This is a genomic window from Lysinibacillus sp. LZ02 (genome assembly GCF_050613145.1).
Taxonomy (GTDB): domain Bacteria; phylum Bacillota; class Bacilli; order Bacillales_A; family Planococcaceae; genus Lysinibacillus_B.
Map to the genome: position 1 here is coordinate 1,665,521 of NZ_CP192507.1, position 14,177 is coordinate 1,679,697.

General features: G+C 39.2%; 10 protein-coding genes and 1 pseudogene. 7 read left to right on the plus strand and 4 right to left on the minus strand.

The window, feature by feature from the left end; all coding sequences use genetic code 11:
- The first annotated feature begins 50 nt into the window (after nt 1-50).
- Entirely contained in the window at nt 51-362 is a 312-nt protein-coding gene (locus ACQQ2I_RS07895; protein WP_431029982.1) for a hypothetical protein, read from the plus strand.
- A gap of 33 nt (nt 363-395) precedes the next feature.
- Here ACQQ2I_RS07895 and ACQQ2I_RS07900 read toward each other — a convergent pair whose 3' ends face one another.
- Together ACQQ2I_RS07900 and proB are read right to left on the minus strand one after the other, a co-directional pair.
- A complete protein-coding gene (locus ACQQ2I_RS07900) occupies nt 396-1,658 on the minus strand; it encodes a glutamate-5-semialdehyde dehydrogenase (protein ID WP_431029983.1) in 1,263 nt (420 codons plus the stop codon).
- Between the two features lie 11 nt (nt 1,659-1,669).
- Nucleotides 1,670-2,755, minus strand: coding sequence for a glutamate 5-kinase (gene proB / locus ACQQ2I_RS07905; RefSeq protein ID WP_431029984.1), 1,086 nt, complete (start codon nt 2,753-2,755; stop codon nt 1,670-1,672).
- 503 nt (nt 2,756-3,258) lie between these two features.
- Here proB and ACQQ2I_RS07910 point away from each other — a divergent pair.
- Nucleotides 3,259-3,765 carry a sigma-70 family RNA polymerase sigma factor gene (locus ACQQ2I_RS07910; protein ID WP_431029985.1) on the plus strand — a complete coding sequence of 169 codons (507 nt, stop codon included), beginning with the start codon at nt 3,259-3,261 and terminating at the stop codon, nt 3,763-3,765.
- Nucleotides 3,766-3,886: 121 nt separating this feature from the next.
- Here ACQQ2I_RS07910 and ACQQ2I_RS07915 read toward each other — a convergent pair whose 3' ends face one another.
- Nucleotides 3,887-4,189 (minus strand): hypothetical protein, encoded by a 303-nt coding sequence (locus ACQQ2I_RS07915; protein WP_431029986.1) that lies wholly within the window; start codon nt 4,187-4,189, stop codon nt 3,887-3,889.
- Between the two features lie 126 nt (nt 4,190-4,315).
- On the minus strand, nt 4,316-4,714 hold the full coding sequence (locus ACQQ2I_RS07920; RefSeq protein ID WP_431029987.1) for a glucosamine 6-phosphate synthetase: 399 nt from the start codon (nt 4,712-4,714) through the stop codon (nt 4,316-4,318).
- Between the two features lie 503 nt (nt 4,715-5,217).
- Between ACQQ2I_RS07920 and ACQQ2I_RS07925 the strand changes: the two genes are divergently transcribed.
- The 5 genes and pseudogenes from ACQQ2I_RS07925 (at nt 5,218) to ACQQ2I_RS07945 (ending at nt 14,066) form a co-directional block, all read left to right on the plus strand.
- Nucleotides 5,218-5,544, plus strand: a complete 327-nt coding sequence (locus tag ACQQ2I_RS07925) for a winged helix-turn-helix domain-containing protein (RefSeq protein WP_431029988.1) — start codon at nt 5,218-5,220, stop codon at nt 5,542-5,544.
- A 31-nt stretch (nt 5,545-5,575) separates the two neighbouring features.
- Nucleotides 5,576-5,935, plus strand: a pseudogene (locus tag ACQQ2I_RS07930) (IS630 family transposase).
- 389 nt (nt 5,936-6,324) lie between these two features.
- Entirely contained in the window at nt 6,325-9,789 is a 3,465-nt protein-coding gene (locus tag ACQQ2I_RS07935; RefSeq protein WP_431029989.1) for an InlB B-repeat-containing protein, read from the plus strand.
- Between the two features lie 319 nt (nt 9,790-10,108).
- On the plus strand, nt 10,109-11,251 hold the full coding sequence (locus tag ACQQ2I_RS07940; protein WP_431029990.1) for a polysaccharide deacetylase family protein: 1,143 nt from the start codon (nt 10,109-10,111) through the stop codon (nt 11,249-11,251).
- A 742-nt stretch (nt 11,252-11,993) separates the two neighbouring features.
- The gene (locus ACQQ2I_RS07945; RefSeq protein ID WP_431029991.1) at nt 11,994-14,066 is read left to right on the plus strand and encodes a DNA topoisomerase; all 2,073 of its coding nucleotides are present in this window, start codon (nt 11,994-11,996) and stop codon (nt 14,064-14,066) included.
- Nucleotides 14,067-14,177: the final 111 nt, after the last annotated feature.

The window sequence follows — 14,177 nt, forward strand, 5'->3', positions numbered from 1 at the left end:
ATTTAGGGAAATGGTGTGTTAAACTATATTCGTAGGAGGGGGGTCAATTGTTGGGACCAATCATTTCATTTGTCTATGTAACGATGATCATAATGCTTAAATCGATTGAACATAGAGAAACGATTAACAAGTTACCATTCATTCGTCAAATGGGGCTCGCGTGGTTGTATTTGTTGTCACTGTATGTGGCGGTAGGATTAATAATGGGACCAGGCAAATATATGGCCCATTTGATACATATTGAATTTTTTGCATGGATTTTTAAAGTAGTCTGGGTAATGATAAGTGTAGGCGCAGCGCAACTACTCATTCAACTACTATTCCCGTATTTACTAAAGGTAGAGGAACAGAGAAAAACGTAAGAATCTGCAGACTAAGATTCTTACGTTTTTTTGCTATCCGCGTGTTTGACCTTCGCCGTACACGTAGTATTTTGTTGAGGTTAACGCAGGTAAGCCCATTGGACCACGCGCGTGTAATTTTTGTGTTGAAATGCCGATTTCAGCACCGTAACCAAACTCAAAGCCGTCGGTAAAACGAGTCGAGGCATTGTGGTACACAGCCGCTGCATCAATCGAATTTAAGAACATGGCTGCATTATTTGCATCTTCCGTAACGATTGCTTCTGAATGGTTTGTCCCATATTTGTTAATGTGTAAAATCGCTTCTTCAACAGAATCTACCACTTTAGCACTTAATGTTAAGTCTAAAAATTCTTCAGCATAATGTTCTTCTGTTGCTTTTAATGCAGTTGGTAGGGCACTACATACTGTTTCATCCCCGTAAATTTTAATGCCAGCATCCGATAATGTAGCTAACAGTGCTTCACCGTGTTCATTAAAGAAGTCTTGGTGTAGTAGTAAGCTTTCTGCTGCATTACATACAGAAGGACGCTGTGTTTTAGCATTTAAGATGATTTTTGTTGTCATGTCGTATTTAGCTGATGCATCAACAAATACGTGACAGTTTCCAGCACCTGTTTCTAGTACAGGTACACTTGCTTCGCGTACAACTAAATCGATTAAGCCTTTACCACCGCGTGGAATCAGTACGTCTAAGTAGTCATTTAAGTTGAATAATGTTTTCGCTGTTTCACGCGACGTGTCTTCGATTAGTAAGACAGCATCTTGTGGGAAGCCAACTTTTTCTAATGCACGATGGATTGAAGCGACAAGCGCGATATTGGAATACTTCGCTGATGAAGAACCACGAAGCAGTACCGCATTCCCTGTCTTTAACGATAGGGTAGCAGCGTCAATTGTTACGTTTGGACGCGCTTCATAAATCATCCCAATTACACCAAGTGGTACGCGTTTTTTTACGATTTTTAAGTCGTTTTCTTTTGTAATCTCTTCTAATACTTCGCCAACTGGATCTGGTAAATCAACAAGTAGGCGAATGGCATCGCTCATTGCTTGAATCCGTTCTTCATTTAACATAATGCGGTCAAGTGTTGAAGTTGGTAAACCTGATTCTTTCCCGTCTTGTAAATCTTTTTTATTTTCTTCGATAATGATTGCTTGATCTGCTAACAGTTGATCAGCAATGGCTAGCAATGCTTCATTTTTTTCAGCCGTTGATTTTGTATTCATTGTAAAGCTCGCTACTTTCGCACGCTTTCCTTTTTCGATTACTTCGTTCCCCACGATTGTACTCATCATATTCCTCCTTAAGCTTGAATCCAATTATTACGATGAATGACGACTTCAATTGGTTCGTCAAGTTCATCTGTTCGTTTACCCATTGCTTTTTCAATTGTTTCACTGGAGTATAATGTTTCACCACGACCAATTAATACATGGCGATCATATACTTCCACGACGTCTCCTTTATCGAAATGTCCTTCCAATGCATAAATACCTGCAGGAAGAAGGGATTTCCCACCCGTCGTTAACGCTTTTACGGCACCTTCATCAATGAATAACTTCCCACTCACTTCCGTAAGGGTTAACCATTGCTTATTCATCGGCAAAATTGTGCAACATTTACTTTCAAAGTATGTGCCGTCACCATGTCCATCTAAAATAGTCATGAGCTTATCTTCACCCGCACCATTTCCAATAAATACTTTCACGCCAGCATTCATCGCATATTTGGCTGCCACAAGCTTGGACTGCATGCCGCCTGTCCCGACTTTTGAGCCAGCACCAGAAGCAAAGCCGAGCATTTCATCTGTAATCTCTTCGATGTGGTCGATGCGTTTAGCATCAGGGTTTTTTAATGGATTTGCGTCATACAAACCATTGACATCCGTTAAGATAATGAGTTGATCGGCATGTACTAAACCACTCACAAGCGCAGATAGCATATCGTTATCGCCAAATGTGAGCTCGGCTACTGATACTGTATCATTTTCATTAATGATTGGTAAAATTGAACGTTCTAAAAGTTCTGAAAACGTGGCATGTGCGTTTTTATAACGCTTCTTTTCACTAAAGTCGTGACGTGTAAGTAAGATTTGAGCAGCGACCATATCATACTCGCTAAATGCTTCTGTGTAGCGGCCAATGAGTAAACTTTGACCAACAGCCGCAGCTGCTTGCTTGCCTTTGATCGTAACGGGTCGAGAAGAATAGCCAAGTTTACGAAACCCTGCTGCTACAGCACCTGATGACACAAGGAGTACATCGTGACCTTGCTGCTTTAACTTGGCAATCGCTTCAATATGATCCATAAACTTTTGGGAATCTATCTCACCTTTTGCATTAGTCAGTGAGCTACTTCCGATTTTGACGACAATTCGTTTTCTCTCCATAATGAATTCCTCCAATAGAAAAAAGCGCTTTTCGCCTAAATTAATAGGACGAAAAACGCTTTCCGTGGTACCACCTAAATTGAATGCAACTGCATTCCACTTGTTCTCTTAACGCTGAGTCGGCGCCTAGTTTTGCTAGGAGCTTGGTCGAAGTAGGTTCAGACGTCTTTTGTTGCACGCACCTTCCAGCCTATGGGTGTCGCTCTCTAATCCAACTAAGTCACGCTTACTAGTCTTCGCTATGCTTTTGGTTATTTGTGTATAAGAATGCCTGACAATTGCACTTTTGTCAACAGCGTTCTTAAATTTGTAAAGATAAAATGGATATAAAACATAAAAATCTTAGGGAATTAACGTGTTTAGTGAAGGGAAATAACATATTAAAGTCGCTTTACGTTCTTTTTTTATAGAAAATCCTTTTTGAGGTCGTCTATGCTTTTCAGTACGTTTACATTACCTAGGAATAAACAGAGCATGCATGATCTAGAAGGACTAACAAGGGAATGGAGTTTGAAAAACTAGTTACTGAAATGGAGCCTGTTATAGAGAAGCTATTGTCCAAATGTCGTATTTATAAAAATCGAGATGAGTATAAACAGATTGCATTCATCGCGTTATGGCAAGCATGGGAAACATATGATTCAAACAAATATGACTTGAAGGCGTATGTATATAATCAAATGTGGTACGACGTTATTGATGCCTTGCGCAAAAATGCAAAAAAAGAGTCGCGCTTTATTGCGACAACAGATGAAAAAATGACCTTTTATGTAGAACAAAAACAACAAGCTATTTCCGAAAATTCACTGTTTGAAAAGGTAGCAGGGCAGTTAAAGGAGGAGGAAAAAAAGCTACTCCACGATGTGTTTATAAAGGATAAATCCAATGAGCAACTAGCAAAGGAGTACGGCATTTCGGTCGAGGGAATACGAAAACGTAAACATCGCTTGCGTCAGAAATTGATGCATACATTTCAGGGGAAGGTAGCGGAATTAAAATGTCATGATTAATGCTACTTTGAAAAAGTTTGATTAAAAAGAGGTTAGAAAAGCGCTCATAAAAACAAGCATGAAAATGAGCGCTTTTTAGTCCATTTAAAGGTCAATTCTTTCAAAATACATACTATTCTTTTCACTCAAACGCATCCTTCAGTTTTTGAGGCATCATGCTGTACATAATCCGCAATGCCAACATTAAACCTACTATGATGAGCATCCACTGAATGGCCGTTTCAAGCCAGCCTGTTAATGGTAATGGGGTTAGTATTTCTTGTCCACCTATAATGATGATTATTGCCACAATCCATGCTAAGAAGAAACTGCCGATATATTGTGCCCACTCTTTCTTGGTCAGCTCGTTAAAAGTTTCGCGATACCTTATGTAATTTACAACTGCAGTAACAATCACAATAGTAAAAGAAAGCCACGTACTCATGAAATCACCTCATTTATCATAAGAATCAGATTTTATTTAGTTTCAAATATTTCCTAAAGAAGATAACTAAACACATTAAAAAATGGTCTCATTCTATAGGAGAAGAGACCATTTTTTCTGTATGAGTTAGTTTGTATAAATGGTTTGAATAAACGTATCACGCTCTTCAGAGGATTGCTTCACATCATTGACTAACATTGCGCCAACTGTATGCTCAGTCTGTTCATCATCAACAAGGAATTGTAAATTAACAGGTTGCGTTATTTCTTCAACAGGACATTTCCCCTTAAATTCCACTACTTTTTGTCCGCGTTGCGTCTCGAAAAACACCCAATCACTTACTTCACAATAGTTATTAAAGGCTTGTTCGACTGTTAAATTACTATTGTCCACTAATGTTTGGCTCTTAACATAGTCAATATACGCGTTTTCTGTAATCGCATCTTTAGGTCCGTAAAAATAGTAAAATGCACCAATGAGAAGTATTGGGACAATCCATAAAACGGTTCTTTTTGTCACTTTCATCTTCCATTCCCCCTAGCTACATATAAGTGCATTATAACATTGATATGTATATATTTTCTAGATTAATATAATATTTTCTGTTTTATGCGCGTAAATCGTACTTTGGAAATAAAATCATTTATTTCTCTTTAATTATCGAAATAATGAAAAAATTGCCCAGGAAATAAGGGGGAATGAAAATTAATCAATATGTTACTAATAAACAGCGGCTGATTTTCGCTCCGGTTGAACGTCTAAGCTCATCCCGTTAGAGTCGCTACTTTCCATGCAAATAAACTATATAAATCGACATAAAACTTCCGGTATGTATATTCCTACCATTTTCCTGTCCATACTATCCTAAAATCAATTGAAATAGGAGTGGGAAAGATGGGAAAAGGACTTCAAATTACAAATACACATGGGTGGATGATTGAACGCCTTCAAGCGGAAGAGAAGGCGATTCAAAAAACATCCATGGCGAAACGATTTCAGATTATGTGAAAAAGTTTAACGAGGGCTGAATGGAAGGGCTACTTCACCGCAACTATGCGCCAGGTAGACGTGCCTATTTACTGCCTGAAGAAGAACAAGAAGCCCGTCACATGCTAGAATCTAGTAAACCAGCTGAAGAAGGCTATGGCTACCAAACGTGTTGGGATACGCGTATTCTCAAAGAAGTACTAGAAGATCGTTTTTCTGTCACGATGTCGAGAGGTGGTATCGGTCACATGTTGAAACGTTGGGGATTCAGTTATACACGACCAACGTATACATTGAAACGAGCAGATAAGAAGAAACAGGAAGCTTTTACCCAACAACTCGATGCACTAAAAAAACGCCACAGATGAAGTAGTTTTTCTCTATGAAGATGAAAGCCATATTCGGGATTACCAAGCGCTTCAAGCCACTTGGAGTGTCAGAGGTAAACAAAAACAAATCCCTACGTATGGTCATCATGCGACGGTCAGTTTATTTGGCTGTGTCGATAGCCGCACGTGTGATTTTTTACATATGGAAGCCGATCGCTGTAACGTCCAGACGTTTCTTCATTATGTCTTAGCGACATATGAAAACCAAAAGATTGTCATGATTCTCGATAACGTGTGAATTCACCATGTCAAGTTGATTCAGCCGTTTTTAAATTTGCATAAAGACCGTTTAACGCTCGTATTCTTGCCACCCTATTCGCCCAATTTAAATGCTGTCGAACGCGTATGGGGATACTTGAAGAAAGTGTGATTGCCAATCGATTCCATGCGACGCGTGAGGAAATCAGGGAATCGATTGTTTCATTTTTGGAATCTATCTATGAGTACCCTGAAAATATTCTACGCCTCATTGGGTCAATGGCTATGTCGGAAAATTAAAGTGGACTTATATAGTTAGCTTCAGGCGAACACGCTGTGAATCACGATGATTATAATCAGGCGATGTCATAGCTAGGGCAGAAAGCATAGAGTCCACCTCATTTGAATGAATCAATGAAAAAGATGAAGATATAATGACAAAAAAATATAATTTAACCTATTTTTAACCTTCTCTTTCTATAATTATTAGTGTCAAAGTCTTTTTTTGTATAAAAAGGAGGCGACTAAAGAAACAAACTAGTTTAGAAAGAGAGGTTGATTATGCGAAAACAAATTTATAAAACCCTATCAATTTTTGGAGTCTTACTATTACTCTCACAAACTCTTTTCGGGAGTTTGCCAGTATTCGCAATGACAAACAGTAACACGACATCAGCACTGACGATTACGATGGTGACTAACGGACAGCCCTATATTGAAGGTGACATCGCAACAAGTCCTGTCACAATTCAAGTAGCGGCAACATCACCTGACAGTGCAAGTATACAAGTGGAGATTTCGCAAGATCTTGGTGCAACGTGGCAAACATTCGATGCAGCTATGCCACTTATATTACAAGACGCAGGAGATTACGATATTTGGTTTAAGGCAACAGATGCAATAGGTCAAATAGTCATCGAAAAACGCCGTATTCAAATCACGCCAGTCGCGGCACTCCTGTTGACACAGACAACTAGTGTTACAACACCTGCCAGTGCCGTTATTTATGTAAATGAAACAGCACAAGCTGGGGGGGACGGAACGAGCTGGGTAAATGCATATCAAGACTTACAGACGGCATTAACCGCTGTAATAGCAGGACAAGAAATTTGGATTGCGAAAGGAACTTATAAACCAACGGCAGGAACAAATCAAAATGCTTCCTTTCAAATGAAAAATGGTGTGGCGATTTATGGTGGTTTTAATGGGATAGAAACCACACTAGCTGAACGAGATTATAAGGCAAATGAAACGATTTTAAGTGGGGATATTGGTGTAATCGGCAATAATAACGATAATACTTACCATGTATTTTACCATCCATCAGGTTTAGGTTTAAACGACACAGCAATTCTAGATGGTGTTACAATTACTGGTGGTAATGCCGGCTCTAATTATGGCGGTGGCATGCACAATAATAACAATAGTCCCAAAATAACAAATGTTACATTCACCAAAAACCATGCCGGGTTAGGCGGTGGTATGATGAATAATAATGGTAGTAATCCCATTCTTACAAATATTATATTCAGTGAAAATACGGCAAGTCGTCTTGGCGGTGGCATAAATAATTGGCATAGTAATCCTGTATTAACGAATGTTACATTCAACGGAAATAGGGCTTTAAGTGGTGGTGGTATACACAATGAGTCTAGTAATCTTACCCTCATGAATGCCACGTTTAGCGGAAATACCGGTACTAGTATAGGAGGCGGCATACACAATATTTATAGCAGTCTCATGCTCACGAGTGCCACATTCAATGGAAATGTGGCTAACGATGGAGGCGGCATATACAATAACTCTAGCAGCAGTCTTACCCTCACAAATATTACGATAAGTGGCAATACAACAAACGGTAGTAACAAAGCTGCTATCTATAATGGGAGTAATGTTAAAATTCGTAATAGTATCATTGTCGGGAATAACGGTCCAGCAATAGGTGGTAGTTCGGCAACGATTGAACATAGCCTCCTTGGCGATCATGAAAAAGGCAAGCTGTATGATGGGACGGGCACTCCTGGTGTTGATGATTATAAGATAGAAGATATCTTTATTCACCCTGACTTAGCTAATTCCGCTACTGCCAATTATCGTTTGAAAGCAGGCTCTCCTGCCATTGATAAAGGGGTTTCTACGTATCCAGAGTTAGCGCAAATTACAAAGGATTTGGACGGGAATGACCGCATTCGAGGGACGGGTATTGATTTAGGAGCATATGAATCCTTAGCCTCTACCTTTACAGTAAGTTACGACGGAAACGGAGCTACTGGCGGGCAAGTACCTGTAGATAATGCAATGTATGAGACAAATAATAGTGTAACCGTATCTGACAATACGGGTAATCTCGAAAAAACAGGCTTTACATTTACAGGCTGGAATACACAAGCAGATGGCGGTGGCACAAGCTATACGGCGAATGCCACTTTCCAAATGGGTACGACGAATGTAACGCTGTATGCACAATGGACAGCGAATCCAACATTTACAGTGAATTATGATGAAAACGGAGCTACTGGCGGGCAAGTACCTGTAGATAATGCAATGTATGAGACAAACAACAGTGTACCCGTATTGGACAATACGGGTAATCTCGAGAAAACAGGCTTTACGTTTACAGGCTGGAATACACAAGCGGATGGCGGTGGCACAAGCTATACGGCGAATGCCACTTTCCAAATGGGTACGACGAATGTAACACTGTATGCACAGTGGACAGCGAATCCAACATTTACAGTGAATTATGATAAAAACGGAGCTACTGGCGGGCAAGTACCTGTAGATAATGCAATGTATGAGACAAACAATAGTGTAACCGTATTGGACAATACGGGTAATCTCGAGAAAACAGGCTTTACGTTTACAGGTTGGAATACACAAGCAGATGGCGGTGGCACAAGCTATACGGCGAATGCCACTTTCCAAATGGGTACGACGAATGTAACGCTGTATGCACAATGGGACGTTGCTCGTTATACACTATCCTTTGAGTCAAATGGAGGCAGTGCTGTACCTACCCAGCAGATTTTCTATAATCATCAAGCAACAATCCCAGCAGTTCCAATCAAGGTAGGTTATACATTTTTCGAGTGGTATACAGATGCGGCGTTGACAAAAGTATGGGATTTTAAGAAAGATACTGTGAAAGCCCCTACGACGCTCTATGCAAAGTGGGTGGCAAATAGTTATTCAGGTGGTTCCATCCCAGAAACAGTCTATACACTATCTTTTGAATCAAATGGTGGTAGTACAATCACAACGCGATCGATTATCTCTCATTACAAGGTAACAGAGCCATCCGATCCAATCAAGGAAGGCTATACATTTGCGGGTTGGTATACAGATGCGGCACTAACAAAAGCGTGGGATTTTACGAAAGATTTCATAACTGGCCATACAACATTGTATGCAAAGTGGATCGTAAACCGTACTTCTGATGGTGATGACAATATACCGGTAGAGCCACCTTTAACACCAGAAGAGCCAGAACCACCCCAAAAGCCATTGTCAACCTATCGATTCACGGATATTTCGAAGAACTGGGCAAGGGATATGATTGAAGATATGGCAACTCAAGGTGTTATTACAGGCTATCCAGATGGCACATTCCGACCAAATGCGCCAATTCAACGTCAGCATGTTGCAATTATGTTCGCACGAGCTTTCGAGCTTACTCCAAAACGAGCAACTGTACCGTTTAGCGATGTATCAACAAGCCATCCATATTACGAGGCGATTACGTTACTACAGCAAGCTGGTATTGTGGATGGTGCAAACGGTGCCTTTAAACCAAACGCACCGATGACCCGTGCGCAAATGGCAAAAGTCATTGTGCTAGCTTTTGGTTTAACACCAGGTGGAACGAGCACATTTAATGATGTGCCCCCGACACATTGGAGCTATGACTATATCGCGGCACTAGAAAATGCCGGAATTTCTTTAGGTGATAACGGTAATTTTAAACCAGATGAACCTGTTACACGGGCACAATTTGTTGCATTTATGTATCGCGCAATGAACCGATGAAATAAGGTGTTTATTCGAAAGAAAAACCAGATTCTTGGTAAATGGGAGTATGAGATTTTCACTAACAATATATTTAGTCTAGTTTTTCATTAATTGCTAAAGTAGTGTTAGGAAAATATAGTGAAGTCTATTTAATAAAATTGAAGTATAGAGCGAAAACCCTTCTCGTATTTTGTTTAAACAATGATTACGATATGTGGGTTTTCGTTTTTTTATAGCTATTTATAATCTTTTATTGTTATAGAGTTAATCTTAATTTACAGTAATATACCAGATTTATGTTAGAATAATCTCGATTAAACAATAGGGAGGTAGTATCTTGAAAAAAATCTTATTTCTCTCTTTATTTTTTTATGTATGGATTACACAGCAGTTAGATGTATATGCAATTAATACAGATGAAGAGCAATCAAATGTGTTCTATGTAAAAACAAATTCCGCGCCTGTTTATGATGAGAGTGGAGAAACATTAGGTGTTATACATAAGAATCAAGCTTATTTTTATATGGATAAAAACGAAGTATGTTATTACATAGAAGTAGAAAATCATTTAGGATGTGTCCCAACCGCTTCCGTAGTAGAAGGGAGTACAACATTAGCTGAAGAGAAATTAGCGCGTGCTGGGCAGATGATTTATACAACGTATATAACGCAATTGACGGATCTAGATGGACATGTTCTTTACACATCGCAACCGAATCGACGACATTATGCATTTGATGAAGATAATACATATTACTACATAAACGTGGCAGGTCGTACGGCGTTACTACCAAAAGTAAATGCAGCACTTGATAAAGGGATTCCAGTATTGATGTACCATCATATTGTAGGTCCTAATGATGGTCGACAGAGCTTGACGTCAGCGATGATTACAGAGGAGCAGTTTGCATCAAATGTGCGTGCACTACAAGAAATAGATAGACGAACGATTACGATGGATGAGTTATATGCCTTTTTACAGGGAGAGAAAAACCTTGGGAAAAATGCAGTTGTTATCACATTTGATGATGGATTAAAGTCGAATATTGTATACGCTTATCCACTACTTCAACAAGCCAAAATGAAGGCAACGAATTTTGTCATTACACCCCGTGTACCAGCAGCAACTCAACCATTTGATCCACAAAAATTACAGTCGATTTCGCAAGAAGAAATGGCTAGGTCAACAGATGTTTTCAGCTACGAGGGGCATACCCATCAGTTGCATAGCCAAGAAGAGGGAAACTCACTTGTTATATTACAAAGTCGTAAATCGTTGAAGGAAGATTTACTCACAAGTCAATCGATTGTACCGCAGCAATATTTTGCTTATCCATTTGGACAGTTTAATGGGGGGACGAAGCAAATGCTAACTGAAACAGGCTACCGATTGGCATTTACCACAAAAAATGGTTATGTAAAATACGGAGATAATCCGTATGAATTAAAACGGATTGCAATAGTCCCTTATAATAGATGAATTGAGAAGGTAAAACGATTATCGTATTCTTCTAGAACGATGATGAGAGGAATGGTAAGGCTCAGGCAGATTATCAGTGTTTTCTTATACAGAGTAAGCCAAGGCTGCGGGAAAGTGAGACAAGCTTGAAGCTCTTACATGTAAACGGAAAGAAATGATTTATTGTAAATGGAGAGAGCCACCTATATGCCAGCTACCGGTTAAGTCCATAAAAAAACTACCAACGTTTGGCCCTAATACAGCAACAATGCCTTTCATACTAGTGTTTTGTATTGTTTTTAGGCAGGTAGGGTGCTGAGTATATGTGAGCTACCAATGATGAAAATACCGTCGCCTCTATTGACTAAATAAAGCGGGTGATTAAATAGAACGTAAAGTTCGGGCTAAGTGCTACCAGCAATGAACTAATCTCGAAAATCGCAATTTCGATGATAAATAATTTTTTTCGCCCGTAGCAGCCTGAGAGTTTTCCAATAATAGGTACATTGATGGCTAACCACAGTGTGGAAATTATGAAACCCCAGGCTCCCAGTTAGGAGAAACGTTAAATAAACTGTTAATCGTTGTGAGTGCAGCCATAAATACTGCGATAGCAAAAGGAGTAAGTGCTCAAGTTTGGGAAGAAAAATTTTTCTTCATTTATAGTCCCTTTTAAATAAGTAATTTGTTGTCCCAATCACATTTATCCACATTTACAAAACATACGTTCTTTACTATACTTACGAGTAAAGGAGGGGATGAATTGAAAGCGCTATTAATCGCCGAAAAACCTTCCCTCATGCGCGATATCCAAAAGGTTTATAACAAAATAACATTACCGTATACAATTGATTTTACATCTTTTGTCGGGCATGTTGTCGAGTTAAAAGAGCCCCATGAGTATCACGCAGAGTGGAAAAAGTGGAGTTTAGATCTTCTCCCGATGATGCCAACAAAATATGAATTTCGTGTAAAAAAGAGTGCTTATAAAGTATATAAAGACATTGAAACATTGCTAAAAACGAATCAATATGACTTTATTATTAATGCTTGTGACGCGGGGATGGAAGGAGAAAATATCTTTTACTCTTTCTATAAAAAAGCTAGATGTACACTGCCTGTAAAGCGTTTTTGGACATCACAAACGACAGACACTGCTATTCGTCATTCCCTAGAACATTTAATCGATGAAAACGATGAAATGATTCGCAATTTACGCAACGCTGCTATGTACCGGATGATTTTTGACTGGCTTGTAGGCTTAAATTTAACACGTGCGGCAACAGTGAAAGGGGGGCGTACGATTAAAGTAGGACGGGTCATGACACCTACTTTAGCGATTGTCGTAAAACGAGAGTTAGAAATTCGAGATTTCGTTCCAACGCCGTATTTCCAGCTAGAGTTAGATACAGGTGAATTGAAAGCCCTTTGGTTCGATCCGATTGCCAAAACAAACAAGCTCGATTCGTTGGAAGCCGCACAAGTGATTCAGACCAAGTTAGCATCTACTGCATTCGTGAAGCAAATTGAAACAGAACGAAAAACAATATTTGCGCCAAGTTTGCATTCTTTACTAGAATTACAAAAAGAGGCAAATAAGTTTTACGGCTTTACGTCGGCAGAGACGCTAAAAATAGCTCAAAGCTTATATGAAAAAAAGCTCATTACGTATCCCCGGACCGAGTCCAAACATTTACCAACTGCATTCGCCAAAACGATTGCTCATCAATTACAAGTAGCGGCAAGTTTACCGCAGTTTGAACAAGTAGCCAAACACATTTTAAATAATGAGGCACATATTCAAAAGACGATGTATGTTAAAAGATATGTGGATGATAAAAAATTAACCGATCACCATGCAATCACGATTACGGATGTATCTGTCGGCAAGAAATCTTTAACACCGGCAGAGGTAAAAATTTATGAGCTGATTGTCAAACGGCTGCTCGCTATTTTTTTACCTCCTTATGTATTAGATAAAACGAATGTCTTGCTATTATGTGGGGAGCATCATTTTAAAGCAAGTGGCAATACAGTGATTGATAAAGGCTACACGGTTCTTTACGAAGCGCAAAAGCGAAAAGAAGAACGACCGCTACCTCTATTAAAAGAAGGGCAACAGTTGAACGTTCAGAGTAGCCAAATCTTATCGAAAATGACAGAGCCACCAGCCCGTTATACAGATAGTACTTTGCTCGATGCGATGTTTCATGCAGGTCGCTTTGTGGAAGATAAAACGCTACAGGCCATTTTAAAAGATGCTGAAGGCATTGGAACAAGTGCAACGAGAGCAGAAATTATGGAAAAACTTCTTTCAATCGGTATGATGACGAGGGAAGGAAAATCACTTGCGGCAACCGATTTTGGGATTGATGTTATTAGGTCGCTTGGTGAGCATGATGTTGTCTCACCTGTTTTGACGGCTGTGTGGAGCAAGAAGTTAAAGGACATTGTGGACGGCTCCCTTAGCTCGCGCCAGTTTTATACAGACATGCAGCAATTTATTCACGATACAACCGGAAAAATGAAAGCACTTGAAATGGCTGTTGCAGAAAAAGAAGTCGTGATTTTAGGCAAATGTGTTACCTGTGGGGATTCAGTAGTAGAAGGATTTAAAGGGTATAATTGTACAAATAAATCTTGTAAATTCTATATTAGTAAATCACTCATGAAAGGCAAAATTACGCCGACTGATATGAAAAAGTTACTCGCGGGGAAAGAGACAAGAGAGATTTTGTTTACATGGAAAAGTGGTAAAAAAGGAAAGGCGAAATTAAAGCTAAACGGTGAGAAACTGGAATTTCTTTTTACCCCTAGTAGACAACAAAAAAAATAATATACGCATGCTAACTAGACGTTGAAAGTATATGGTGATACTATTTTTATTCATTATGTAAATTTTACTTTTGAAAATGAAAATAACTTACCATTTCAATCAAATTTACAT

Excerpts from the sequence above, each read along its gene's own strand:
- proB (WP_431029984.1), bottom strand. The coding sequence starts at position 2,755 with ATGGAGAGAAAACGAATTGTCGTCAAAATCGGAAGTAGCTCACTGACT.
- ACQQ2I_RS07915 (WP_431029986.1), bottom strand. The coding sequence starts at position 4,189 with ATGAGTACGTGGCTTTCTTTTACTATTGTGATTGTTACTGCAGTTGTA.
- ACQQ2I_RS07920 (WP_431029987.1), bottom strand. The coding sequence starts at position 4,714 with ATGAAAGTGACAAAAAGAACCGTTTTATGGATTGTCCCAATACTTCTC.
- ACQQ2I_RS07910 (WP_431029985.1), top strand. The coding sequence starts at position 3,259 with ATGGAGTTTGAAAAACTAGTTACTGAAATGGAGCCTGTTATAGAGAAG.
- ACQQ2I_RS07935 (WP_431029989.1), top strand. The coding sequence starts at position 6,325 with ATGCGAAAACAAATTTATAAAACCCTATCAATTTTTGGAGTCTTACTA.
- ACQQ2I_RS07900 (WP_431029983.1), bottom strand. The coding sequence starts at position 1,658 with ATGAGTACAATCGTGGGGAACGAAGTAATCGAAAAAGGAAAGCGTGCG.
- ACQQ2I_RS07925 (WP_431029988.1), top strand. The coding sequence starts at position 5,218 with ATGGAAGGGCTACTTCACCGCAACTATGCGCCAGGTAGACGTGCCTAT.